A 19268-nucleotide genomic window follows, 5' to 3' on the forward strand; every position below is an offset into this window, starting at 1 on the left:
CTCAGACGTCGTCCTCGGCATCCTGCCGGCCCGCGGCCTGCATCTGGTTGATGATTTCCATGAGCCTGGCCGCCTGGCCGTGGAGACGGTCTACCACCTGGATGGCCATGTCCATATCGTCCCGGATGCCAGATGCGACGGTGCTGACTTCTTCCGTGGCGTCGCTGATCTCCTGGGCTGCGGCGGACTGCTCTTCCGAGGCCGTGGCAATGGCCCGGACCTGATCCGCCGTGGCTTCCGCCATCTGCACAATTTCAAGCAGCCGCTGTTCGGCATTGGCGGCCTTTTCCGCACTGCGGCCCACGGCATCCGCGGCCTTGGCAACCTCTGCATTGCTGCTGCGCGCGCCGCCCTGGATGGCCCCGATGGCGTCTGCCACTTCCCGGGTGGCGACCATGGTTTTTTCGGCCAGCTTGCGGACCTCATCGGCAACCACGGCAAAGCCGCGGCCGGCATCCCCGGCCCGGGCCGCCTCAATGGCCGCATTGAGCGCCAGGAGGTTGGTCTGGTCGGCAATATCGGAAATCACAGTCAGCACGCGGCCGGTATCTTCCGCCTGCTGCACCAGATGGCTCATGTTCTGCTGCAGCACCGTGGCCACGGCGCGGACCTCGTTCACGGCGGCCTGCACCTCCTGCACCACCGAACCGCCCTCGCGGGCCTTGTCCTTGGAAGACTCGGCCAGATTGGCCGCCGCGCCGGCGTTCTGCGCCACCTCCAGCACGGTGGCGTTCATCTCCTCCATGGCGGTGGCTGTTTCCTGGGAGCGACCCTGCTGGCGAACCACCCCTTCGTTGGTCTGGGAGATGCGCTCGGCCAGGGCCTTGGCATCCTCGGACACCACCCGGGCCACACCTTCCGCCGAGGAGGCGGCGCTGGCGATGAGGCGGTTTTGTTCCTCAAGCTTTTCCTGCTGCCGCTTCACCTTGGTGAGTGTGGCCAGCATACAGAACACGCCGAGCTGCTCCCCGGCATCATCATAGATGGGGGCGGCATCCAGCTTGACGAAGAATCGCTCGCCCCAGCTGTAGTGGCCGTCATATTCCACATTGGTAATGATCTCGCGCTGGCGCATGGCGCGTTCCATGGTCTGATGCACAATGCCGTGCCCGGCAAAGGTCTCCCGGAGCCCCCGGCCCAGGTACTGTTCGGATTCCTTTTTTTCGCCAATAAAATGAGCCATCCAGCGGTTGATGAGGGAGATGCGGCCCTCGGTATCCGCCACCACGCAAGGGAGGGTGACAGAATTGAGGATGCCCTTGGCAAACGCGAGTTCCATCTTCAAGTGGTGGACCATGAGTTCAATGGACGTCTTCAGGGAGCCCATTTCCGCATGGTAGGTGCCGGAGATGGTGACATCCAGATCCCCCTTGGCCACGGCATCCGCATACTGCACTATGGAATTGATGGGCTTGTTCAGCATGTTGCGCACCAGCAGCAAGCTCAGGGCCGCCATGGCCACCAGGAAGGCGATGGCGGTGATCACCAGCTTGAGGATAATGCCTTGCAGGGCGGCATCCAGCTCCGCCGTCTGCCGGGCCACTTCGGCATCGATCTCATCAATATAGTCGCCCAGCCCGATGGCCCAGCCCCAGGGCTTGAACAGGGAGACATACGAAATCTTGGGAAAACGCTCCTTCGTCTCCCCGCCGCCGGCAGCCGGTTTGGTCCAGCTGTAGCGCACATAGCCCGCATCATGCTCGCGGGCCACTTCGGAGAGGGCCTGCATGAGGTTTTTGTCCGCATTGGGAAAAGTCTTCTCCCCGCCGGCATATTCCATGGCTGAGGCGTGGTTGTATGCCGGATCGTCCATCCGTTTACCATTGAAGTCCGGCCGGATGGGATGCATGACCATGTTCGGAAACGGCGTGGCCGTGTCGAGAATGAAGAAATAGTTCCCATCCTTCAGGCGCAGCTTGCCCACCTGGGCCTTGGCCTCGGCCTGCATGGCGGCGGTAATGTCCTCCACCCAGGCGCCGGCGCCGAAAATCCAGCCCAGCTCAGGCTCCAGCCTCACATAGGAGATTTTGGGCAGCGGCCTGCCAGGCTGGTCGGGCTTGTCCCACATGTACCCCACCATGCCCTCGCCATGCGCCTTGCAAACCTTGAGCATTTCGGCAAAGAGGGCCACCCCGTTGGGATCTTTGAGGTCGGCGATGTTCTTGCCTTCCAGGGCCGGGGTGGTGGGATGCATGATCATGACCGGCGTCAGGTCGTTGATCCAGATGTAATTGCCGCCATCAAACCGGGAAGCACGGACCATCTCCATGATGTCCTTGCGGATCTGTTCCTCAGTCATATCGGCTTTGTGGGCAGCGTGAAAGGCTTTGGCCTGTTCCACCACCAAATCCACCACCCGCTTGAGCTCCCCGCGGGTGCGTTCCTGCAGGGCCTTCCGATCCGTGGCAATTCCGTGATAATAATCTATAATACTCAAGGCTTGCGAAACATAATTCTGCTGCTGCTCCTTGACGGTATCCAGAAGCGAGGTTGCGGTGGCCTGCTCGCGCTGCGCAGCATACTTGTTCAGTTCCATGATGAAAAACACCATGATGCCTGCGCTCAACACGACGATTACCGCAATCACCACCAGCGCAATCTTGATACTGATGGACAAATCTCCCAGCTTTTTCATGCCAGCCCCTCGTTGATGGAGTCCGGGTCAGACCAATACAGCCGGCCCGCAGGGTCTTCGCCTTCCTCAGGCCCGGCGCACCGCCGCCAAGCCCTCGCCCTCCCCGGCATTTCTGCGTATTGCGCCACAATGTACCGACTCCGGAGAAACTTGCCAACCCTTCTTTCATTTTTGCCCCACAGCGGGCTCCTGAAAAAAAATGCACCCCTTGCACTTTTTTTGTTGACGGGTCGAGGGTGAACATGTAGACACAGTCTTCTTCGACGCGCCCGTAGCTCAGCCGGATAGAGCGCCGGACTACGAATCCGTAGGTCAGAGGTTCGAATCCTCTCGGGCGCACCAGGGATTTCAGGGACTTATGGTCTAACCATAGGTCCCTTTTCCTTTGCCGGGACCGGCTGGTCCCGGAATAGTCCCGGAATCCGGGCATCCCTGCAGGGCAGCGGCTGCTTTTATCAGGCAGTGAGGCGGGACATGGTGGGATTTGAGGGGATATAGTGGGAAGGAAACCGCGCTGTTAGAAGCGTCCAGGCGGGTCTGAAGGCCGCAGGGGCGCTTTTATCAGTTTTTGGGGTTTGAGGGCTGCTGGCCAAGTCTTGCCGCGATTGCTTTTATCACCGTCACCAGCGCAACCAACTGACTTGGTTTGATTTCGTCATCGCACACGTTGCGCGGTTGATTAGCGGATCGTCAACTTGGCGCACAAAAGGCCCGCGTGAATTTTATCCTTTAGTATTAAATAGATACACTAAGACTCAACAATCTGGTTTACGCTCCAACTGTAAACCGAAATCCGGCAAGTTTAATCATGTTCAGCCTGGACTCGTAACACGATTAGCATACTTATCTTGCCTCTCTGCACCACCACAGCACCTTTCCGATAATCCTGAAGTGCAGGTCCTCTTTTTTTAAATCAATTTCTATTGGAGCATATTCACTGTTCTTGCTCCGGAGGAGATATTTCCCAGGAATTTTGTCTATGTATTTTACAAGAATCTCATCATCTATTGCAACAGCGTAAATCCTGCCTGCAAATACGTCGGTTTTGCTCTCGTCTATTAATACGGTGTCACCATCTTCAATCACTGGTGACATGCTATCGCCAGTAACATCCATTAACACCATTTGCGAAGGGTTTCCTTTCCGTAAAATCCAATCGGCTCGGAAAGCATGGTGCCCCTCAACGTCATCCGAGGTTTCCAGGCTGCCGTTACCTGCGCAAAGGCGAGCGACTACCTTTTTGACCATTACAAGCTCAGGTTGTGAGGCTGGTTGGGTTGAAACCAAACCTCTATCACCAAAAAAAAGCCAATCTGCAGAAACATTATATTTTTCAGACACTTGTTCGATCCAAGCAGCAGGGATTTGCCCTCTTTTTTTGGCTGAGCTTATCCCGCCCTGAGTTAGGCCCAACAGGCGTGCAAACTCAGAGTCGGAGTTCGCTCCCGTCGCTGCTAGCAGGCGGCCAAAGCGAGAAGCAAACGACCTCGAATCATTCTGATTTTCTTGCAGTTTTTCCAAAGCCAAACCCTGTATTTTATGGGATATCGCGCTACAAAAAAGATTCTTTCGTCAAAAAAATCTTAAATTCTACCTTTTGCGTTGACTGGTAAATCAAAAAGCTTTACCTTGCATTTGTGGGGTAATTGTTTCCCCAGTGATCAATACCACCTGCCGTCGCAGGAAACAACGCCCGGAAAAACCCGGATATTGGACAGACAATGCCCCATCGGAATCGGCCCCTGTCTTTATTCGCTCCCTCGTTGGACGTTGATCCGTCCATCAAGGCAGCCATGCGGCGGGCTTATGAATCCTCGGGGCTGAGTATGGAACAGGTGGTTGACTGGATGAATGAGGCGGCCGGGGAGCACGGGATTACGCTCTCGGCCGGGCGCGGCGGGCGGTTGTCCGTCGAGACTTTGGCCAAGTGGCTGAACCCAACGGAAACAGACCGGCCGGTGCCGGCGCGGGGACTGGTGGCATTTTGCCGGGCCTTACACACGCTGGAACCATTACAGGCTCTGGTGGCTCCCCTGGAGGCGCGGGTGATCGATCGCAAACAGGTCGCCTTGCTCCAGCTTGCGGAGCTGGAAGAGACCGAGCGGCAACTGAAGAAGAAAAAGGCCCGCCTGCGGGCTGTGTTGGAGGACTAGGGATGACGGGCAAGCAACCCATGGCCATGGCGCGGCGGCTGGAAATGCCCAGACAGGGGGCCGGCCTGCGCCGGAAACCCTTCCAAATCAAGGAATGGGCGTTGAAAAACGCAATTCGCTTTAATGTAGTTGCAAAAAGCGCTGACGTGTCCCCTGAAATGGTGTCCCGGACCATTCACGGCAACAAGAACAATCGTAAGGTCTTGGCTGTCTTGAGAGACCTCGGTTGCCCTGTGGACTATCTGGCCCTCCCTGAGGATATGCACTCGGAGCAGGCGGCATGAAGGCGATCCCCCCAGCCGTACTGGCCGCTGCGTTGGGCATCTCCAGGCAAGGCGTCTGGAAGCGCGCCCAGGCCGAAGATTGGCCCTACGTCACCGGCACGCGCGGCGCACGGCTGTACCTGCTGGAGGGGTTGCCGGCGGCGGTACGGGAGCGGGCCTTGGCGCATGTGCTGGATCAGGCCGCGCCGCTGGTTGCTTCACAGTCAGGGCCGGCTCCTGCCGCACAAGTGCCGGCTTGTTTGGCTGCGCCCTTACGGGACTGGCAGGCGGAGGTACGGGATGCGCGGCTGGGGGTGCTGGAGGCCGTGCGGCGGATAGCCGAATCCATGCAGGTGGGCATCCTCAAAGCGGAGGCTGCCTTTGCGGAGATGGTCGCGGCGGGGACGCTGGCGCCCCGGCTGGCGGAGTTGGCCGCGGTGGCCAATGCCCGCAAGGGCGAACAGCGGGCCTTGAGCGCCGTGACGCTGCGGCTCTGGCGCACCACGCTGGACCGGCAGGGGCCGGATGCTCTGGCCCCAAAGCCCACCAAATTGCCAGACAACGCGCCCCCGGCGTGGCTGGGACCGTTCCTCAAGCTGTACCGCCGGCCCGGCAAGCCGACCATGGCCATGTGCTATGAAGTGGCCGTTACCCAGGGGTTGACGCTGCCTTCCATCAGCGCCGTGGAGCGGACCATCAAGCGGCTGGGTGCGGTGCAGGCCAACAAGGGCCGCATGGGGCCGCGGGCGCTGCGGAATCTGCAAGCCTACGTCAAACGGACGTTCAAGGAACTGTTGCCCGGCGATGTGTACACGTCCGACGGCCACCGGCAGGACATGAAAGTGCTGCACCCGGATCATGGCCAGCCATTCCGGCCCGAGGTGGTGGCGGTATTGGATCTTGCCTCGCGCCGGTGCGTGGGCTGGAGCAGCTGGGAGCATGAATCCGCCGGGCTGGTGGCGGATGCCCTTCGGCACAGCGTGGAAACGGCGGGCATTCCGGCCCTGTTCTATGCGGACAATGGCTGCGGCTTCAAGAATGAGATGTTGGGACGGGAGAGCGACGGATTGTTGCTGCGCCTGGGCGTGCGCATTGAGCACAGCATCCCCTACAACTCTCAGGCACGCGGGGTCATCGAGGGTTTTCAGAAGAACTGGATTCGAAGTGCGCGCATGCTGCCCGGCTACTGCGGCTGGGACATGGATGATGAGGCTGAGAAGAAGATCCACAAGCTGGCGCTGGTGCAGATCAAGGAGCGCGGATCCTCTCCCCTGTATCCGACCTGGGATCAGTATCTGGCCTGGATGGACGAGCAGATGCGGGCCTACAACGCCCGGCCGCATCGTGGCTTGCCCAGGATTCAAGATCCGAAGACGGGCCAGCTCCGTCACCAGACCCCGGACGAACGCTGGGCCGAGCTGGCCCGCGATCCCCTGTGCGAGCTGTTCCACCCGACGCCCGAAGAGGCCGCCGAACTCTTCCGGCCGCATCTGATCCGCACCTGCCGGCGCTGCCTCGTGACGCTGTTCAACCGGGAGTACTACGCGCCGGAATTGGAGGCCATGCACGGGCAGGAAGTGCAGGTTGCCTACGATTTGCACGACTTCTCCAAGGTCTGGGTCCGCAACCTGGACGGCCAGCTGCTGGCCATCGCCAAGCAGGACGGCCACGCCGCGGCGTACTTCCCGCAATCGACCATTGAACAGGCCCGCGAAGGCCGCCGCAAGGCGCAGCTGAAGCGGGCGCAGGCCAAGGTGGTGGAGATGCAGGGATATGTGCTCGGGGGAACTGAGTTCCCCCGAACCCCCTCCATTCCACTCGATCAGGGGGGGCAGGGGGGATTATCCCCCCTGGAGGCTGCCTCCATTGCCCCCGCCCCGGCGGGGAACCCCAAGCGTGAGCGCTTCCTCAAAGCGCAGGCCCTGGAGGCCCGGCGCACGGGAGGCGAGGCCCTCTCGCCGCATGAAGCCAAGTGGCTGGATTATTACGTCACCACACCAGAATACCTCAGCCAGGCCCGGCTCTATGAAGAGTTCGGGGAAGTGGCCCTGGGATAACAGGAGGAACAGATGAGAGTGTTGCAACGAGTCCCCCAACGAGGTCGCATCGTGATCCATGGCACGAGTTACGAACACCCCGCATTGTGCCTGCAGCATGGGGGCGAGGTGAAGGTGGCTTTTGATCCTACTGATCTAGGCAGTGTGTGTGTCTATGACAAATGTTCACGCCCCCTGTGTGTTGCCAAACAGGCCACCGTTGGCCCTGCCAAGAAAGGAGCCTGAGATGACGGCAGCAGGCACGGGCATTGCGCCCCTGACAAACGTGCGGCTCTTTGCCGAGCTGGTGGAGCGGGTCTGCAACCGGCCGGCGCACCTGCCGGGCATGGCCACGTTCCACGGGCACAGCGGCTACGGCAAGACCTGGAGCGCCATCCACGCGGCCAACAAGGCGCGGGCCAAGTACGTGGAGGTGGGGTCATCCTGGACCAAGAAAAAGCTGTGCACGGCCATTGCCACCGAGCTGGGCCTCGCGCCCCGTGGGACCATCGGGGACATGGTGGAAAAGGTTGTCGAAGCCCTGGCCGTGGCCAATGCGCCGTTGATCATCGACGAGGCCGACCATCTGGCGGCCCGTGGCATGATCGAGCTGGTGCGGGAGCTGCACGACGCCAGCGGCGCGCCCATCATCCTGATTGGCGAGGAGCGACTGCCGGACAAGCTGGCCCAGCATGAGCGCGTCCACAACCGGATGCTGGACTGGCTGCCGGCCCAGCCGGCTACGGTGCAGGACTGCGAGCTGCTGGCCCGGCACTACTGCCCGGATGTGGCCATTGCGCCGGGGTTGTTGGCCCGGCTGCACCAGGCCAGCGGCGGGCGGCTGCGGCGTATCTGCGTCAATCTGGAACGGGTGCGGGAAGCGGCCCGGACCGAGGGCTGGGAGCAGGCGGACGAAGCCGCCTGGGGCAAGCGGGACTTCTTCAAAGGGGAGACCCCGGCCGTGCGGAGGGCTGCGTGATGCCTCCGAAGCCTATTGATCAACGCCACCCCCTGGCCGGCAATGACGCGGTTTGGACGGCCATGCTGGAGCTGACCGACGCAGGCGGGGACATCACCGTGACGGCTCTCCACCGCAAGACCTTGCGAGGCAAAGGGGAAATCCGGGAATACCTGCGCCGGCTGTGCCTGGCCGGGGTGTGCGAGATGCAGGCCGGTGCAGGACACTTCGCCGCAGCCCGGTACACCCTGGTGCAGCGTCCGGCCCAGGCCCCGCAACTGGCCAAGGATGGCCGGCCAGCGCCGGAGACGGACCAGCAGCGCCTGTGGCGAGCCATCCGCATGGCCAAGGTGTGCACCGTGGCGGACCTGACGGCCACGGTGGGAGCAAAGGCCGGCGCCGTGGAATCCTATCTCAATTATCTGACCCGCGCCGGCTACCTGACCCGTGCCGGCGACCAGTACCGCCTGGTGCGCCAGCACGGGCCGCTGGCGCCGATGATCCAGAAGGTGAAGCAGGTCTATGACCCCAACCTCCAGGCCGTGGTCTGGCCGCAAGGGGCGCAGAAGGGGGCGCGGCCATGAGTGCGCTGCAGGTGGCGAGGCAGCACTGGAGCCCGCTGCCGCCCTGGGTGGAGACCCTGGCCAAGGCCTGCGACGCGGAGAGCCAGGCGGCAGTGGCCAAGCAGTTGGGCGTCTCCCCGGCCCAGGTCAGCACGGCGCTTCGGAGCAAATACCCTGGCGACCTGGTCGGGCTGGAAGCGAAGGTCTGGCGGGTGCTCGGCGGGGACGTGGTCACCTGCCCGGTGCTGGGGGACATCGAAGGGGCCACGTGTCTGGAGCATCAACGGCGGCCTCTGGCCGCGACATCCGGATTCCGCGTGCGGCTGCATCGGGCCTGCCAGGCCTGCCCACAGCGCATCGTGAACGGCAGTTGAAGGAGTGTTGCAATGTCAATCGCTATTGAAATCATGGAGACGGCCTTTGCCGTGCAGCGGCTGCAGGGCTGGAGCAGCGACCCCAACCTGATACGCGAGTCCAGGGATATTGCGGAACGGCTGGTGCAGCTGGCCAAGCATGTGGATGCCCTGGAAACGACGGACAGAGCCAACATGGAAGCAGAGGAGGTGACGGCATGAGTGAGGAACAGGCGGCCTACGGAGCGACACCCCAGACCGACATGGCCGATTTTCGCCAGGATGCCCGCGGCAATCTGGTACACGTGAAGAACATCAAACCCCTGGACATGGCCCGCGATGACCTGGTCCGGTCCATCATCCCAGATGCCCTGGCCTTGCGCCAGGCCCTGCGGGACTTCAAGGCCAGGGTGTCCGGCGATGTGGCCGCCTTCGTGGATCTGGCATTCGAGGAGTACGGCGTCAAACGCGGTGGTAGCAAAGGCAATGTCAGCCTGCCGACCTTTGACGGCCGGTACAAAGTCGAACGCGTCATTCAGGAGCGGGTGGAGTTCGACGAACGCATCAAGGCGGCGCAGGCCCTGGTCCAGGATTGCCTGACGGAATGGACCTCCGGCGTGTCCCCGCAGGTGAAGACCATCATTGACGCGGCCTTCCAGGACGACGGCAATGGCATGCTCTCGCGGGCAAAGGTCTTGAGCCTGTTGCGCCTGACCTTTGAAGACGACCGCTGGACTCGGGCCATGGAGGCCATCAAGGACAGCCTGCGCGTGGTGGATAGCAAAACGCACTTCAAGATTCTCGAACGTCAGGAAGACGGCAGCTATCGCAACATCCCCCTGACGTTGAGCGACGCATAACCCAAGAGAAGAAGAAGGAAATCATCATGACCGAAGCACAGCTCATCGACGCCATCAAGGACAAGTTCGCCGGAGATATCACCAAGACCGCCATCGGCCAAGTGCTGGACGCCCTGGCCGCGGTGGCCACTGAAACCCTGGCCCGTGGGGAGAGGGTGCCCCTGCCGGGCCTGGGCAAGCTGGAAGTGCAGCAGCGCGCCGCTCGCATGGGGCGCAATCCCAAGACCGGCGCGCCGCTGGAGATTGCCGCCAGCAACACGGTGAAGCTCAATCTGGCGCAAGCGCTGAAGGGGGCGGTGAATCCGTAAGCGAAACGGGAGGTCTCCTCCCGTCGGCCGGCGGTGGTGCCCGGCCCTGATGAGCAGCCAAAAGGAGAGCAGTATGGAAATGTGCATGGATATGTGGCGGATCGACCCCGAGCGTTGCGGATTCGCCGGATTGATCACGCCCCGTGATGGGCTGGTGGGGTATCTTGTCGCCATGCCTTTGGACGAATCTCCCTATTTCAGAATGGGTGAATTTGACCTCGAGGCCTTTGAGGCAGCCGAACTCTCATACATTTTCCCTTTGACGCGGGAGGGATTCCGCGCAGCGCATCAAATGTTGCGGGCAGATTGCAAAGTGCAAGGCCATACCCTGGTGAAGCAATAATGAGCCAGGCCTGGGTGGTGAAGGAGCTGTAGCATGGACGGCCTGAATCTGAACTGCTTTGACGAGGACGTGATCCAGGAAGTGGACCGGCTGTGCTTTGCCCAGCCTGAGCCGTTGCCGGCCTGGCAGGCCATGCCGGCGCGTGTTGCCGCGCCGGTTGCCGCGCCGGAGCCTGCGGGCGCTGTGCCCCTGATTCCCGCCGAATCCATCGAAGCCTTTCGCCGGGCGACGTTGTCGTTACGCGCCGCCCAGGCCGAGCTGGCCGTTGCCCGCGACCGCATGCGCGCGGGGCTGGCGGAATTGACCGCCCAGGTTGACGAATCCCTAGACGCCGTCACCCGTGCCCTGGCGCGGTATGAGGTGGCGCGCGTGTTGTACGAGACGCTGGAGGAACCGAAATGAAGCGCACGAGAACCGCTGCCGCACATGGCCCCACCCATGCCCCGCAGGACAAGAGAAAGGCCCTGGCCCTGGTGCACGTGGCCAAGCAGAAGCTGCGGCTGGATGACGATGTGTACCGCAACCTGCTGCAGGATCGGTTTGGCGTCGGGTCTGCCAAAGACCTGACCCCGGCGCAGCTGGGGTTGTTGCTGGACCAGTTCCGCCAGCTCGGGTTCAAGCCGTCTAAAAAACCGACGGATGTGAAGACGGGCCGCGGCACCGCGCCACTCCTGCGCAAAATCGAAGCCCTGCTGGCCGCCAAGGGGCAGGACGAAGGCCGCTTTGTGCCCCTCTCGTATGCCGAGGGCCTGCTCAAAAAGATGACCGGCGTGGAAAAGATGGAATGGGCCACGCCCGAGGATTTGCGCAAAGTTGTGGGCGCACTCTCGGTGCACAATCGGCGGCACGGTGGGAGGCAGTCCTGATGCCGCGGCCGTCTGCCCTGCTGAGCGACCCCTCGCACCGGACGCGCTGGCTGCCGGCCTCCCTGCGGGCGCTGGCCGAAGAGCTCGGTCCCGGCGGGGGCGAGGCCTGCCTGCGGCTGATGGAGGCCTACGGCGGGGTGGCCCGGCTGTACATCCCGCGGCACATCGGGCCGGGGCATCCCATCGCCCGGATCATGGGCTGGCCGGAGGCCGCGCGCCTGGCGGCCATCTATGGCGGCGACTATCTGTGCAACGTGCCCCTGGGCACCGAGGCCGTGCGGAAGGCCCGGGACGCCGAAATCGTGGAGCGCGTGGCCGGCGGCGCCTCGCCGCGGGATGTGGCCCTGGACCTGCGCCTGACCGAACGCACGGTGCGCCGGGTGCTGGCCCGGGCACGGGAGGCCGGCCCCCGGCAGGGGAGCCTGTTTGATGACTGACGCCCTGGGCCGGCTGGCAGGGACCTGGCGGAGGCCATCTCCCGGCTGCAAGGATGTGGTCCGCTTCGACGTGGGCGGCGGCCGGCTGTACGGCTTTATCCACGGCCGGGCCTTCGCCCGGGATCTGCTGGTTGAAGACGTGGCCGAGACAGACGCCGGCCTGGTCTTTCAGCTCCGCGCCGATGGCAAGCCCGTGCGGGCCACCATCGGCCAGGATGGCATCCTGGCCATGGAAGCCGGCGGGAAGGTGTTCATGTTTAGACGGTTGGAGGCACAGAAATGAGCAATGGCAACGAATTCGCTTCGCTCCCCATGGAAGCCATCCAATGGCTTGCCAACGGCGAGCGCGGGCTGTCCTCGAATGCACTGTTCACCCGGTTGACGGGCGTTGACGCCCTGGGCCGGGACAAGAAGTGGTGGAGGTTTCATCCGCTTGACCCGGCTGATTTCCGACGTTGCGTGCTGCTGCTGGAGACGGTGCCGGGGTTCCGGGAAAAGCTGCCCCTGATGTGCGACGTCTCCCCGCAATGGGCGGCCCTGGTGGCCCACTGGGAGGAGCTTGAGGCCCTGCTTGTGGATGAGTTCCCTACTGGGTTCGCGCCAAAAACGCACGAGCGCATGCGGGAGATCCTCATGGAGGCTGGGGAATGACCTGCTATCGCAAGGCCTTGCACGTGCAGACTATGCAGTCGTGGTACATGCTCAAAGAATGGTTTGACCCGAGCATGCTTGAATTCCACCTGGGCCTTCGCTGGCGGTGGATTGGCTGGGACGCCTCGGAAGATGGCGTGTGCGAACGCTTTACTGACGAAGAAGTTGCCGAGCTCTTCACCTTCGAGGAAGAAGCCCCGCCCGCGCTCCGGCACCTCTTCGAGGCCATGCCCTCGTTTCGCGAGTGGCGCAGCCTCTGCCTGGTTTCGGGGGTGGCATCGTGAGCGTTAAAAAAGCCGGGTTGCCCCGGCTTCGTTCACTTGTTCCGCCTGCGCCACTCCCACGGCGGGGTGGGATCAGGCTCTGCCCAAAGGCCGCGGCTCGTTGCCCTCGCGGCAGCCTCGCTTGCGTCCCATTGCTTGCAGACGGCGATGGTGCAATATTTTGTGTAGACCCAAGCGTGCCCGGCCTCCACGATCTCCCCATTGAGGCTTTTGCCGTCAATGGAGACCAGGGCAACCTGCCGACCATACCGGTCCACGTCCACCGTTTCCCCTTCAACCACCGCGTTGTAGGCCTTGGCCCGGACGAATTGCGTCGCCTCGAAGCCTCCAGGCTGGGCAGATTCCGGGCAATCGATCCCGTACAACCGCACCTTGATTGTCGTGGCATTGTTCAGTGTGACGTGGATGGTGTCACCATCGGGGATGTACGAGACGACGCCGGACCAGCCCCAGGCAGAGGCCGGCAAAAGCAACAGCAGGAAAACAAGCAGCCGCGTCATGGTTTGCAGGTTTTGCATGGACGGTATCCTTCGGCAATGGCTGCATCGCGGGATTCAAAGACGGCTGTACAGCGTTTGCAGTTGAAGTGCTTGCAGCCCTGGATATGGAAGATGCCGGATTCAGTGTTGCCGTGGTACGTTGCCCCGGCGGCGTGGAGCATGGCCGCAGCGCCTACGGCCAAGGCCAGGGACAAGGCCAGCGAGACGGCCAAGTTGCGAAGTGGAAGCATGTCTCCTCCGATAGCTACAGGGTGTGCGGCATTGACGAGCCAGCATGCAAGGCTCTTGACATTTTCCCGCATCGGGTGCAACTCTTTCCGCACGGAGCCTCAGAACTCCTAGAGCGGACACCGCACCCGTCAGCCTTGCGGTTTTTTTGCGCCCATTGGCCATCTGCGCCAATGGCACCGCTGCATTCAACGCCGGGTGTGGACCGAATACAATACCCCGAAAGGGGGAATACGTCCGCCGCCTCTAGCGGTTCTGAGCGCCCGGCTTTTTGTTCATCAGAAATCTAGAGAGGTTCCCATGTCTGACCTGATCCCCCTTGATGTGACCCGCGACCTGGAGTTCCACGGCGACCAGCCCATGGTCTCTTCCCTGCGAATTGCCGAGCGCTTCGGCAAGCAGCACGGCCATGTGTTGCGCGACATTCGCGAAATTTCCGTTAACTGTTCGGAATCATTTAGTGCCTCCAATTTTGGATTCACCTCCTACATCGATTCTTTTGGTCGCAGTCTTCCTATGTGTCTGCTGACCCGCGACGGGTTCAGTATGCTGGTGATGGGCTACACCGGCCCGGAGGCCATGCGTTGGAAGGAAGGCTACATCGCTGCCTTCAACGCCCTTGAAGCGGCCGTGAAAACGTCCCTGGTGCAGCGCCTGCGGCAGGCAGAAGCGGAACGGCAGGCCCTGGAGGCCACGCACCGGGAGCGGGTGGCCGGGCTCCTGGCCCTGCCCGATGAGCGGCGGCAGCTGCTCTTGCGGGTGGGGCGGTACGCGAAGATGGGGCTGGCCCGGTGGGAGATCACGCGGTTGACGGGCCTGCACAAGGACACGATCCGCAAAATCCTGCGCCAGGCCGAGGCCCTGGGGCTGATCGACCCCCAGCAAGAGAAGGAAAAGCCCTTTGGGGCGCAACTGGCGCAGGCCCTGTTTTCCATGGAGGCCAGGGCATGAACTACCTGCGCCCGACGGACACGTGCCAGGATGCCCTGGACCGGGCTGCCAGCGTGGCGGCCTTTCTGGGAGCCGTGGCGGAGCGGGTGGCCCTGGAGCCCCTGGCCCCTGAGGAAGCCTATGGGCTGCAGTGCGTGGTGATGGCTCTTGAGGAAACCCTGACCCTGGCCAAGGGCCTGCCGCCGTGCCGGCGGCCCGGCAGCCTGGCTGCATAACGCATATGGGGGAAGGCCCTGATCCATCAGGGGGCAGGGCCTTCCTTTTTCGCCCAACTCCACATAGGATGGCCGCCATGCGCACCACCATCGCCTTGATCCTCTCCTTGCTCCTGGCCCTGCCTGCTGCTGCCCAGGCCGCCCAGGCGGCGGACGCCGGTCGCATGGTGGACGGCCAGGGGAGGACCACTGGAACCTACACCCGCCAGGGGGACGGCGTGATCCTGCGGGACGGCCAGGGCCGGGCGCTGGGGAGAATCGAGCAGACGCCCGGCGGGGAGGTGCGCGCCACGGACCGCCAGGGCCGGCGCGTGGATCCTGCGGCCGTGCTGCCCGGGACATCCCCAGCGCCTTGACCCCGTCCCCTTTCCTTGCCCCGCTTGCTTCGGCCCGCTTCGGTCTGACACGTGTCAGGCCGTTTTTTTTGGTCCGCCAGGGGTAGCGTCTGCACATTGCTGCATCTTATTTGCCTGGAGGTCTCATGCGCACTCCCCTGACCGATGCCGACATTGCCGCCGCAGCCGCCGCCCTGGGGGTGGAGGCGTGCGCCGTGCGGGCCGTGGTGGCCGTGGAGTCCTCGGGCCGCGGATTTCTGCCCGACGGCCGGCCGAAGATCTTGTTTGAGGGGCATGTCTTTTGGCGGGAGCTGCAGCGGCGCGGCATCGCCCCCGAGCCCCTGTCCGTGGCGCACCCTGGCATCGTGTACCGCAAGTGGGACCGGTCGAAATACAAGGGCGGTGCGGCGGAGCATGCCCGTCTGGCGCAGGCCAAGGCGCTGCACGTTGAGGCGGCGTTGTGTTCGGCGAGTTGGGGGCTGTTTCAGATCATGGGCTTCAATCACCGGTCCTGCGGATTCGAGACGGTGCAGGCCTTCGTGGCTGCGCACGAGGCAAGCGAGGCGCGGCAGCTGGAGGCCTTTTGCGCCTACCTGCGTGCCGCGAGTCTGGTCGCCCCCCTGCAGCGGCTGGACTGGGCTGAATTCGCCCGGCGCTACAACGGGCCGGGCTACGCGGCAAACAAGTACGACACCAAGCTGGCCGCGGCGTATGCGCGCTGCCGGTCGGCATCCTCCCAGTAACCTTCCACCCACACACAAGGAGCATCCCCATGGCTGATTTCAATACCGTCAAACCCCTGTTCGCATCCAAGACCTTCTGGGGCGGCCTGGTGGCCGTGCTGGCCGGGGCCGCCAGCGTGGCGGGCTATGCCCTGTCGCCCGAGGAGCAGGCCCAGCTGGTGGAGGCCGTGGTGGGCGTGGCCTCGGCCCTGGGCGGTGTGGTGGCCATTGCCGGTCGCATGGTGGCCACCAAGGCCATCAAGTAAGGCCGACGCCCGTGGACTACGCCACCGCCAAGTTCTGGATCGACCTGGCCCAGACGTTTTTTACCGGGGCCTTGGGCATCTACATTTACATGGTCAACCGCGAACGCGTGACCAACCGGCGCATCAAGGAACTGGAAGACACCCTTGAAGAGCGTTTGAACGACCATGCCTCGCGCCTGGCCAAAGTGGAAACCACCTGCTGCACCACGCCCAGCCAGACCCAGCTGCACACGGAGCTGGGCAAGGTCTACGAGCGCATGAACCGCATCGACACCACCTTGAACGACCTGGCCGGCGAATCCCGGGCCAACCGCCAACTGCTCACCACCATGCATACCTTCCTCCTGGAGCGCAACGCATGAACACCTACGCCACCACCGTGGAGCAGCGCCGCCGGCTGGACCTGCTGCGCCTGCTGGCCCTGGAGCCCGGCTACCGGCTGAACGCCCCGCTGCTGCAGGCCTGCTGCTGCGAGGCCGGCTTGCCCAGCACCCTGGACCAGGTCGAAGGCTCCCTGGCCTGGCTGGCCGAGGCTGGCCTGGTCAATCGTGAGGCTGTGTCGGGAGTGACCGTGGCCAGCCTGACGCCCCGCGGCCTGGATGTTTCCCGGGGGTTGGCCGAGGCGCCGGGCGTGGCCCGGCCCTTGCCCGGGGGAATAGGGGGAATCGCATGCCCCAGCCCTCGACCATTGACCGCCTGCCGCCGGACATCAAGGAACAGCTCCAGGCCCTGCTGCGTGATCCGCGGGTGACGCAGCTGGAGGCCACGGCGCGTATCAACGCCATCCTGGCAGAGGAAGGCCATGCCGAGCGCATCTCCAAGAGCGCGGTGAACCGCTACGCCCGGAGCATGGCCGTGGTGGGGGAACGCCTGCAGCAAAGCCGCGAGGTGGCGGCCATGTGGATCGGCAAGCTGGGCTCCCAGCCGGCCGGCGAGGTGGGCAACCTCCTCAATGAAGTGTTGCGGACCCTGGCCTTTGACTGCGCCCTGGGGCTGGCCGAAGAGGAAGGCGGGGCCACGCCGGCCCTGCTCATGAAGCTGGCCATTGCCGTGGAAAAGCTGGAACGGGCGGCCAGCGAGAACGAGAAGCGGGCGGCGCGCATCCTGGAACGCGAACGGGCGCGGGCGGCCGAGGCCCTGCAGCAGGCCGGGCACAAGGCCGGGCTCTCCCCGGACGTCCTGGCCATGATCCGCGAACAGGTTTACGGCCTGTCCGGATAGTCCGGGTAATCCATGCCAGCCCTGGAGCTCTACCCCTATCAACGCCAATGGATCGGCGACAAAAGCCGGTTCAAGATCGGGATGCTTGCACGCCAGACGGGCAAGACGTTCACGACAACCTTGGAGATCGTGGACGATTGCCTGGAAGCGGCGTCCCAGGGCTGGCGGGAGCGCTGGGTCATTCTCTCCCGCGGGGAGCGCCAGGCCAAGGAGGCCATGGACGAAGGCGTCAAGCGCCACGCCCAGGCCTACGGCGCGGCCTTTGATTTCCTGGAATATGACTGGAAGGGCGAGGCCTCCTACAAGGCCCTGGAGGTGACGTTGCCGGGCGGCAGCCGCATCACGGCCCTGCCGGCCAATCCGGACACGGCCCGCGGGTTTTCCGCCTCCTGCTTCTTGGATGAATTTGCCTTTCACCAGGATTCCAAGGCGATCTGGAAGGCCCTCTTTCCGGTCATCTCCGCCGGCCACCGGCTGCGCATCACCTCCACCCCCAACGGCAAGGACAACAAATTCTATGAGTTGATGACCGGGGAAAGCCGGGTCTGGTCCCGCCATGTGGTGGACATCCACCGCGCGGTGGCCGACGGGCTGCCGCGGGACATAGCCGAGCTCCGGGAAGGTCTGGATGACGAGGACGCCTGGGCGCAAGAATACGAACTCAAGTGGCTGGACGAAGCCTCGGCCTGGTTGTCCTATGACCTGATCAATTCCGTGGAGCATGACGCGGCCGGGGAGCCGGACCACTACCAGGGCGGCCCCTGTTACATCGGCGTGGACATTGGCCGGCGCAAGGACCTGTTCGTCATCTGGGTCCTGGAGCTGGTGGGCGACGTCTTCTGGGCGCGCGAGCTCATCACGCGGCAGCGGGCGACCTTCAAGGAACAGGATGCCCTGCTGGCCGCGTGCTTCGACAAGTACACCGTGGTCCGGTGCTGCATGGACCAGACCGGCATGGGCGAAAAGCCCGTGGAAGACGCCAAGGACGCCCACGGCCAGTACCGCGTGGAAGGCGTGCTCTTTACCGGGCCGGCCAAGCAGCACCTGGCCACCCTGGGCAAGGAAGCCTTTCAGGACCGCCGGCTGCGCATCCCCCAGGGCGACACGGGCCTTCGGCGGGACTTGCATTCCCTCAAGAAAATCCAGGCGCCCCTGGGCGCGCCGCGGTTTCTCTCCCAGGGGGATGCCGATTCCCACGCCGACCGGGCCTGGGCGCTCTTCCTGGCCCTTTATGCCGGCGGCACCGCAGCCGAACGCTTCGCCTACCAAGCCGTGCGCCAGGGGGCGCATGCCTCCAGCGACCAAGCACTTGACGCCGTGCGCCGCCTGGTCAAGGCCGGCGCCGGCTGGTGCCGCGGTAGATTTTGACAAGGAGAATGGGGGACGCCGTCCCCCAAGCCCCCTGCCAGGGGGATGATCCCCCTGGACCCCGCTGAGGGGGCCAGTAGGACAGGGGGGAAATCATTTCCCCCGGCGGGGTGTGGGGCAGCGCCCCACGCAAGGAGCCTCTATGCTGTACGATCATCTGGGCCGGCCGGTGCGGCCGGCGGAACTGACGCGGGAAGTGGCCGCGCCCAGGCTCACGGGCCTGCGCAATCCCTGGCCGGACGCCCTCATCGCCTCGCGCCTGACTCCGGACCGGGTGGCGCGCATCCTCATGGACGCCGGCCAGGGGGATTGCCGGGAGTTTTTGGGCCTGGCCGAAGAGATGGAAGAGCGGGATCTGCACTATGCCGGCGTGCTGGGCACGCGCAAGCTGGCCGTGGCCGGCCTGGCGCGCATGGTGGAGGCGGCCTCGGACGCGCCGCGGGATCAGGAGCTGGCCGACGCCGTGCGGGCATTGGTGGCCACGCCGCAGATGACCTGGCTGGTCATGGACCTGCTGGACGCCCTGGGCAAGGGCTTCGCCGCCGTGGAAATCTGCTGGGAGCGCGGGCCGCGCTGGACGCCGCGGGAGTATAAACGACGCGACCCCAGGTGGTTCATCTTTGACCGGGACAGCGGCGAGGAGCTGCGGCTGCTGGATCCGGAATATCCCGACGGCATGCCCCTGCCGCCGTATCAGTTCGTGGTGCATTATGCGCGGCTCAAGAGCGGCCTGCCCATCCGGGGCGGCCTGG

Annotated in this window: 31 protein-coding genes, 1 tRNA gene and 1 other RNA gene; 29 read left to right on the plus strand and 4 right to left on the minus strand. The window is 63.7% G+C overall.

Annotation, left to right across the window (positions count from 1 at the left end):
- Nucleotide 1: 1 nt before the first annotated feature.
- Nucleotides 2-2635 carry a methyl-accepting chemotaxis protein gene (locus tag ACYQ00_RS01850; protein WP_460030530.1) on the minus strand — a complete coding sequence of 878 codons (2634 nt, stop codon included), beginning with the start codon at nt 2633-2635 and terminating at the stop codon, nt 2-4.
- Nucleotides 2636-2900: 265 nt separating this feature from the next.
- Between ACYQ00_RS01850 and ACYQ00_RS01855 the strand changes: the two genes are divergently transcribed.
- Nucleotides 2901-2977, plus strand: a tRNA-Arg gene (locus tag ACYQ00_RS01855).
- A 501-nt stretch (nt 2978-3478) separates the two neighbouring features.
- Here ACYQ00_RS01855 and ACYQ00_RS01860 read toward each other — a convergent pair.
- Nucleotides 3479-4156, minus strand: coding sequence for a S24 family peptidase (locus ACYQ00_RS01860; protein ID WP_460030531.1), 678 nt, complete (start codon nt 4154-4156; stop codon nt 3479-3481).
- A 200-nt stretch (nt 4157-4356) separates the two neighbouring features.
- Between ACYQ00_RS01860 and ACYQ00_RS01865 the strand changes: the two genes are divergently transcribed.
- From ACYQ00_RS01865 to ACYQ00_RS01950, 18 genes are all read left to right on the plus strand, one after another.
- Nucleotides 4357-4788, plus strand: a complete 432-nt coding sequence (locus ACYQ00_RS01865; protein ID WP_460030532.1) for a hypothetical protein — start codon at nt 4357-4359, stop codon at nt 4786-4788.
- A 2-nt stretch (nt 4789-4790) separates the two neighbouring features.
- The gene (locus tag ACYQ00_RS01870) at nt 4791-5072 is read left to right on the plus strand and encodes a hypothetical protein (RefSeq protein ID WP_460030533.1); all 282 of its coding nucleotides are present in this window, start codon (nt 4791-4793) and stop codon (nt 5070-5072) included.
- Nucleotides 5069-7108 (plus strand): Mu transposase C-terminal domain-containing protein, encoded by a 2040-nt coding sequence (locus tag ACYQ00_RS01875; protein ID WP_460030534.1) that lies wholly within the window; start codon nt 5069-5071, stop codon nt 7106-7108. Before ACYQ00_RS01870 ends, ACYQ00_RS01875 begins: the two co-directional genes overlap by 4 nt.
- A 12-nt stretch (nt 7109-7120) precedes the next feature.
- Nucleotides 7121-7333, plus strand: a complete 213-nt coding sequence (locus tag ACYQ00_RS01880; RefSeq protein WP_460030201.1) for a Mu transposase C-terminal domain-containing protein — start codon at nt 7121-7123, stop codon at nt 7331-7333.
- Nucleotide 7334: 1 nt separating this feature from the next.
- Nucleotides 7335-8066, plus strand: coding sequence for an AAA family ATPase (locus tag ACYQ00_RS01885; RefSeq protein WP_460030535.1), 732 nt, complete (start codon nt 7335-7337; stop codon nt 8064-8066).
- Complete coding sequence (locus ACYQ00_RS01890) at nt 8066-8629, plus strand: hypothetical protein (RefSeq protein WP_460030536.1); 564 nt, start codon at nt 8066-8068, stop codon at nt 8627-8629. Before ACYQ00_RS01885 ends, ACYQ00_RS01890 begins: the two co-directional genes overlap by 1 nt.
- Complete coding sequence (locus tag ACYQ00_RS01895; protein WP_460030537.1) at nt 8626-8982, plus strand: hypothetical protein; 357 nt, start codon at nt 8626-8628, stop codon at nt 8980-8982. The genes ACYQ00_RS01890 and ACYQ00_RS01895 overlap by 4 nt, the downstream gene beginning before the upstream one ends.
- Nucleotides 8983-8994: 12 nt before the next feature.
- Nucleotides 8995-9183 carry a hypothetical protein gene (locus ACYQ00_RS01900; protein ID WP_460030538.1) on the plus strand — a complete coding sequence of 63 codons (189 nt, stop codon included), beginning with the start codon at nt 8995-8997 and terminating at the stop codon, nt 9181-9183.
- Entirely contained in the window at nt 9180-9821 is a 642-nt protein-coding gene (locus tag ACYQ00_RS01905; protein WP_460030539.1) for a DUF3164 family protein, read from the plus strand. The genes ACYQ00_RS01900 and ACYQ00_RS01905 overlap by 4 nt, the downstream gene beginning before the upstream one ends.
- 26 nt (nt 9822-9847) lie before the next feature.
- The gene (locus ACYQ00_RS01910; RefSeq protein WP_460030195.1) at nt 9848-10129 is read left to right on the plus strand and encodes an HU family DNA-binding protein; all 282 of its coding nucleotides are present in this window, start codon (nt 9848-9850) and stop codon (nt 10127-10129) included.
- Nucleotides 10128-10192: hammerhead ribozyme type II (locus ACYQ00_RS01915), an RNA gene on the plus strand. The genes ACYQ00_RS01910 and ACYQ00_RS01915 overlap by 2 nt, the downstream gene beginning before the upstream one ends.
- 10 nt (nt 10193-10202) lie before the next feature.
- The gene (locus ACYQ00_RS01920; protein ID WP_460030540.1) at nt 10203-10472 is read left to right on the plus strand and encodes a hypothetical protein; all 270 of its coding nucleotides are present in this window, start codon (nt 10203-10205) and stop codon (nt 10470-10472) included.
- 33 nt (nt 10473-10505) lie between these two features.
- Nucleotides 10506-10874, plus strand: a complete 369-nt coding sequence (locus ACYQ00_RS01925; RefSeq protein ID WP_460030541.1) for a hypothetical protein — start codon at nt 10506-10508, stop codon at nt 10872-10874.
- Nucleotides 10871-11338 (plus strand): gp16 family protein, encoded by a 468-nt coding sequence (locus ACYQ00_RS01930; RefSeq protein ID WP_460030542.1) that lies wholly within the window; start codon nt 10871-10873, stop codon nt 11336-11338. The genes ACYQ00_RS01925 and ACYQ00_RS01930 overlap by 4 nt, the downstream gene beginning before the upstream one ends.
- Nucleotides 11338-11775 carry a hypothetical protein gene (locus ACYQ00_RS01935; RefSeq protein ID WP_460030543.1) on the plus strand — a complete coding sequence of 146 codons (438 nt, stop codon included), beginning with the start codon at nt 11338-11340 and terminating at the stop codon, nt 11773-11775. Before ACYQ00_RS01930 ends, ACYQ00_RS01935 begins: the two co-directional genes overlap by 1 nt.
- Complete coding sequence (locus ACYQ00_RS01940; RefSeq protein ID WP_460030544.1) at nt 11768-12058, plus strand: hypothetical protein; 291 nt, start codon at nt 11768-11770, stop codon at nt 12056-12058. The genes ACYQ00_RS01935 and ACYQ00_RS01940 overlap by 8 nt, the downstream gene beginning before the upstream one ends.
- Complete coding sequence (locus ACYQ00_RS01945) at nt 12055-12426, plus strand: hypothetical protein (RefSeq protein WP_460030545.1); 372 nt, start codon at nt 12055-12057, stop codon at nt 12424-12426. The genes ACYQ00_RS01940 and ACYQ00_RS01945 overlap by 4 nt, the downstream gene beginning before the upstream one ends.
- Nucleotides 12423-12710: a hypothetical protein gene (locus ACYQ00_RS01950; protein ID WP_460030546.1), complete on the plus strand. Its 288-nt coding sequence runs from the start codon at nt 12423-12425 to the stop codon at nt 12708-12710. Before ACYQ00_RS01945 ends, ACYQ00_RS01950 begins: the two co-directional genes overlap by 4 nt.
- Nucleotides 12711-12742: 32 nt before the next feature.
- Here the strand turns inward: ACYQ00_RS01950 and ACYQ00_RS01955 are convergent, their stop codons facing one another.
- Both ACYQ00_RS01955 and ACYQ00_RS01960 read right to left on the minus strand, forming a co-directional pair.
- The gene (locus ACYQ00_RS01955) at nt 12743-13228 is read right to left on the minus strand and encodes a thermonuclease family protein (RefSeq protein ID WP_460030547.1); all 486 of its coding nucleotides are present in this window, start codon (nt 13226-13228) and stop codon (nt 12743-12745) included.
- A complete protein-coding gene (locus ACYQ00_RS01960) occupies nt 13207-13440 on the minus strand; it encodes an Ada metal-binding domain-containing protein (RefSeq protein WP_460030548.1) in 234 nt (77 codons plus the stop codon). Before ACYQ00_RS01960 ends, ACYQ00_RS01955 begins: the two co-directional genes overlap by 22 nt.
- Before the next feature lie 298 nt (nt 13441-13738).
- Between ACYQ00_RS01960 and ACYQ00_RS01965 the strand changes: the two genes are divergently transcribed.
- The 10 genes from ACYQ00_RS01965 to ACYQ00_RS02010 all read left to right on the plus strand — a co-directional run.
- Nucleotides 13739-14389, plus strand: a complete 651-nt coding sequence (locus ACYQ00_RS01965) for a Rha family transcriptional regulator (protein ID WP_460030549.1) — start codon at nt 13739-13741, stop codon at nt 14387-14389.
- Entirely contained in the window at nt 14386-14604 is a 219-nt protein-coding gene (locus tag ACYQ00_RS01970) for a hypothetical protein (RefSeq protein ID WP_460030550.1), read from the plus strand. The genes ACYQ00_RS01965 and ACYQ00_RS01970 overlap by 4 nt, the downstream gene beginning before the upstream one ends.
- 77 nt (nt 14605-14681) lie before the next feature.
- Nucleotides 14682-14960: a hypothetical protein gene (locus tag ACYQ00_RS01975; RefSeq protein ID WP_460030551.1), complete on the plus strand. Its 279-nt coding sequence runs from the start codon at nt 14682-14684 to the stop codon at nt 14958-14960.
- Between the two features lie 125 nt (nt 14961-15085).
- Nucleotides 15086-15682 carry an N-acetylmuramidase family protein gene (locus ACYQ00_RS01980; RefSeq protein WP_460030552.1) on the plus strand — a complete coding sequence of 199 codons (597 nt, stop codon included), beginning with the start codon at nt 15086-15088 and terminating at the stop codon, nt 15680-15682.
- Between the two features lie 29 nt (nt 15683-15711).
- Nucleotides 15712-15927, plus strand: a complete 216-nt coding sequence (locus tag ACYQ00_RS01985) for a hypothetical protein (protein ID WP_460030553.1) — start codon at nt 15712-15714, stop codon at nt 15925-15927.
- An 11-nt stretch (nt 15928-15938) separates the two neighbouring features.
- Nucleotides 15939-16289 (plus strand): DUF2730 family protein, encoded by a 351-nt coding sequence (locus ACYQ00_RS01990; protein WP_460030554.1) that lies wholly within the window; start codon nt 15939-15941, stop codon nt 16287-16289.
- Nucleotides 16286-16678 (plus strand): VpaChn25_0724 family phage protein, encoded by a 393-nt coding sequence (locus ACYQ00_RS01995; RefSeq protein ID WP_460030555.1) that lies wholly within the window; start codon nt 16286-16288, stop codon nt 16676-16678. The genes ACYQ00_RS01990 and ACYQ00_RS01995 overlap by 4 nt, the downstream gene beginning before the upstream one ends.
- Nucleotides 16597-17148 (plus strand): DUF3486 family protein, encoded by a 552-nt coding sequence (locus ACYQ00_RS02000; protein WP_460030556.1) that lies wholly within the window; start codon nt 16597-16599, stop codon nt 17146-17148. Before ACYQ00_RS01995 ends, ACYQ00_RS02000 begins: the two co-directional genes overlap by 82 nt.
- Before the next feature lie 12 nt (nt 17149-17160).
- The gene (locus ACYQ00_RS02005; RefSeq protein ID WP_460030557.1) at nt 17161-18516 is read left to right on the plus strand and encodes a terminase large subunit domain-containing protein; all 1356 of its coding nucleotides are present in this window, start codon (nt 17161-17163) and stop codon (nt 18514-18516) included.
- A gap of 142 nt (nt 18517-18658) precedes the next feature.
- Nucleotides 18659-19268: phage portal protein family protein (locus ACYQ00_RS02010; RefSeq protein ID WP_460030558.1), on the plus strand; the 610-nt coding region annotated here is incomplete at its 3' end.

The organism is Megalodesulfovibrio paquesii, from assembly GCF_054653055.1.

Bases quoted from the DNA above. Each gene is read 5' to 3' on its own strand.
- ACYQ00_RS01985 (WP_460030553.1), top strand. From the start codon at position 15,712: ATGGCTGATTTCAATACCGTCAAACCCCTGTTCGCATCCAAGACCTTC.
- ACYQ00_RS01955 (WP_460030547.1), bottom strand. From the start codon at position 13,228: ATGCAAAACCTGCAAACCATGACGCGGCTGCTTGTTTTCCTGCTGTTG.
- ACYQ00_RS01965 (WP_460030549.1), top strand. From the start codon at position 13,739: ATGTCTGACCTGATCCCCCTTGATGTGACCCGCGACCTGGAGTTCCAC.
- ACYQ00_RS01870 (WP_460030533.1), top strand. From the start codon at position 4,791: ATGACGGGCAAGCAACCCATGGCCATGGCGCGGCGGCTGGAAATGCCC.
- ACYQ00_RS01935 (WP_460030543.1), top strand. From the start codon at position 11,338: ATGCCGCGGCCGTCTGCCCTGCTGAGCGACCCCTCGCACCGGACGCGC.
- ACYQ00_RS01940 (WP_460030544.1), top strand. From the start codon at position 11,768: ATGACTGACGCCCTGGGCCGGCTGGCAGGGACCTGGCGGAGGCCATCT.
- ACYQ00_RS01895 (WP_460030537.1), top strand. From the start codon at position 8,626: ATGAGTGCGCTGCAGGTGGCGAGGCAGCACTGGAGCCCGCTGCCGCCC.
- ACYQ00_RS01950 (WP_460030546.1), top strand. From the start codon at position 12,423: ATGACCTGCTATCGCAAGGCCTTGCACGTGCAGACTATGCAGTCGTGG.
- ACYQ00_RS01925 (WP_460030541.1), top strand. From the start codon at position 10,506: ATGGACGGCCTGAATCTGAACTGCTTTGACGAGGACGTGATCCAGGAA.
- ACYQ00_RS01885 (WP_460030535.1), top strand. From the start codon at position 7,335: ATGACGGCAGCAGGCACGGGCATTGCGCCCCTGACAAACGTGCGGCTC.
- ACYQ00_RS01865 (WP_460030532.1), top strand. From the start codon at position 4,357: ATGCCCCATCGGAATCGGCCCCTGTCTTTATTCGCTCCCTCGTTGGAC.
- ACYQ00_RS01995 (WP_460030555.1), top strand. From the start codon at position 16,286: ATGAACACCTACGCCACCACCGTGGAGCAGCGCCGCCGGCTGGACCTG.
- ACYQ00_RS01905 (WP_460030539.1), top strand. From the start codon at position 9,180: ATGAGTGAGGAACAGGCGGCCTACGGAGCGACACCCCAGACCGACATG.
- ACYQ00_RS01900 (WP_460030538.1), top strand. From the start codon at position 8,995: ATGTCAATCGCTATTGAAATCATGGAGACGGCCTTTGCCGTGCAGCGG.
- ACYQ00_RS01945 (WP_460030545.1), top strand. From the start codon at position 12,055: ATGAGCAATGGCAACGAATTCGCTTCGCTCCCCATGGAAGCCATCCAA.
- ACYQ00_RS01890 (WP_460030536.1), top strand. From the start codon at position 8,066: ATGCCTCCGAAGCCTATTGATCAACGCCACCCCCTGGCCGGCAATGAC.
- ACYQ00_RS01920 (WP_460030540.1), top strand. From the start codon at position 10,203: ATGGAAATGTGCATGGATATGTGGCGGATCGACCCCGAGCGTTGCGGA.
- ACYQ00_RS01910 (WP_460030195.1), top strand. From the start codon at position 9,848: ATGACCGAAGCACAGCTCATCGACGCCATCAAGGACAAGTTCGCCGGA.
- ACYQ00_RS01960 (WP_460030548.1), bottom strand. From the start codon at position 13,440: ATGCTTCCACTTCGCAACTTGGCCGTCTCGCTGGCCTTGTCCCTGGCC.
- ACYQ00_RS01980 (WP_460030552.1), top strand. From the start codon at position 15,086: ATGCGCACTCCCCTGACCGATGCCGACATTGCCGCCGCAGCCGCCGCC.
- ACYQ00_RS02000 (WP_460030556.1), top strand. From the start codon at position 16,597: ATGCCCCAGCCCTCGACCATTGACCGCCTGCCGCCGGACATCAAGGAA.
- ACYQ00_RS01930 (WP_460030542.1), top strand. From the start codon at position 10,871: ATGAAGCGCACGAGAACCGCTGCCGCACATGGCCCCACCCATGCCCCG.
- ACYQ00_RS01975 (WP_460030551.1), top strand. From the start codon at position 14,682: ATGCGCACCACCATCGCCTTGATCCTCTCCTTGCTCCTGGCCCTGCCT.
- ACYQ00_RS01970 (WP_460030550.1), top strand. From the start codon at position 14,386: ATGAACTACCTGCGCCCGACGGACACGTGCCAGGATGCCCTGGACCGG.
- ACYQ00_RS01850 (WP_460030530.1), bottom strand. From the start codon at position 2,635: ATGAAAAAGCTGGGAGATTTGTCCATCAGTATCAAGATTGCGCTGGTG.
- ACYQ00_RS02005 (WP_460030557.1), top strand. From the start codon at position 17,161: ATGCCAGCCCTGGAGCTCTACCCCTATCAACGCCAATGGATCGGCGAC.
- ACYQ00_RS01880 (WP_460030201.1), top strand. From the start codon at position 7,121: ATGAGAGTGTTGCAACGAGTCCCCCAACGAGGTCGCATCGTGATCCAT.
- ACYQ00_RS01875 (WP_460030534.1), top strand. From the start codon at position 5,069: ATGAAGGCGATCCCCCCAGCCGTACTGGCCGCTGCGTTGGGCATCTCC.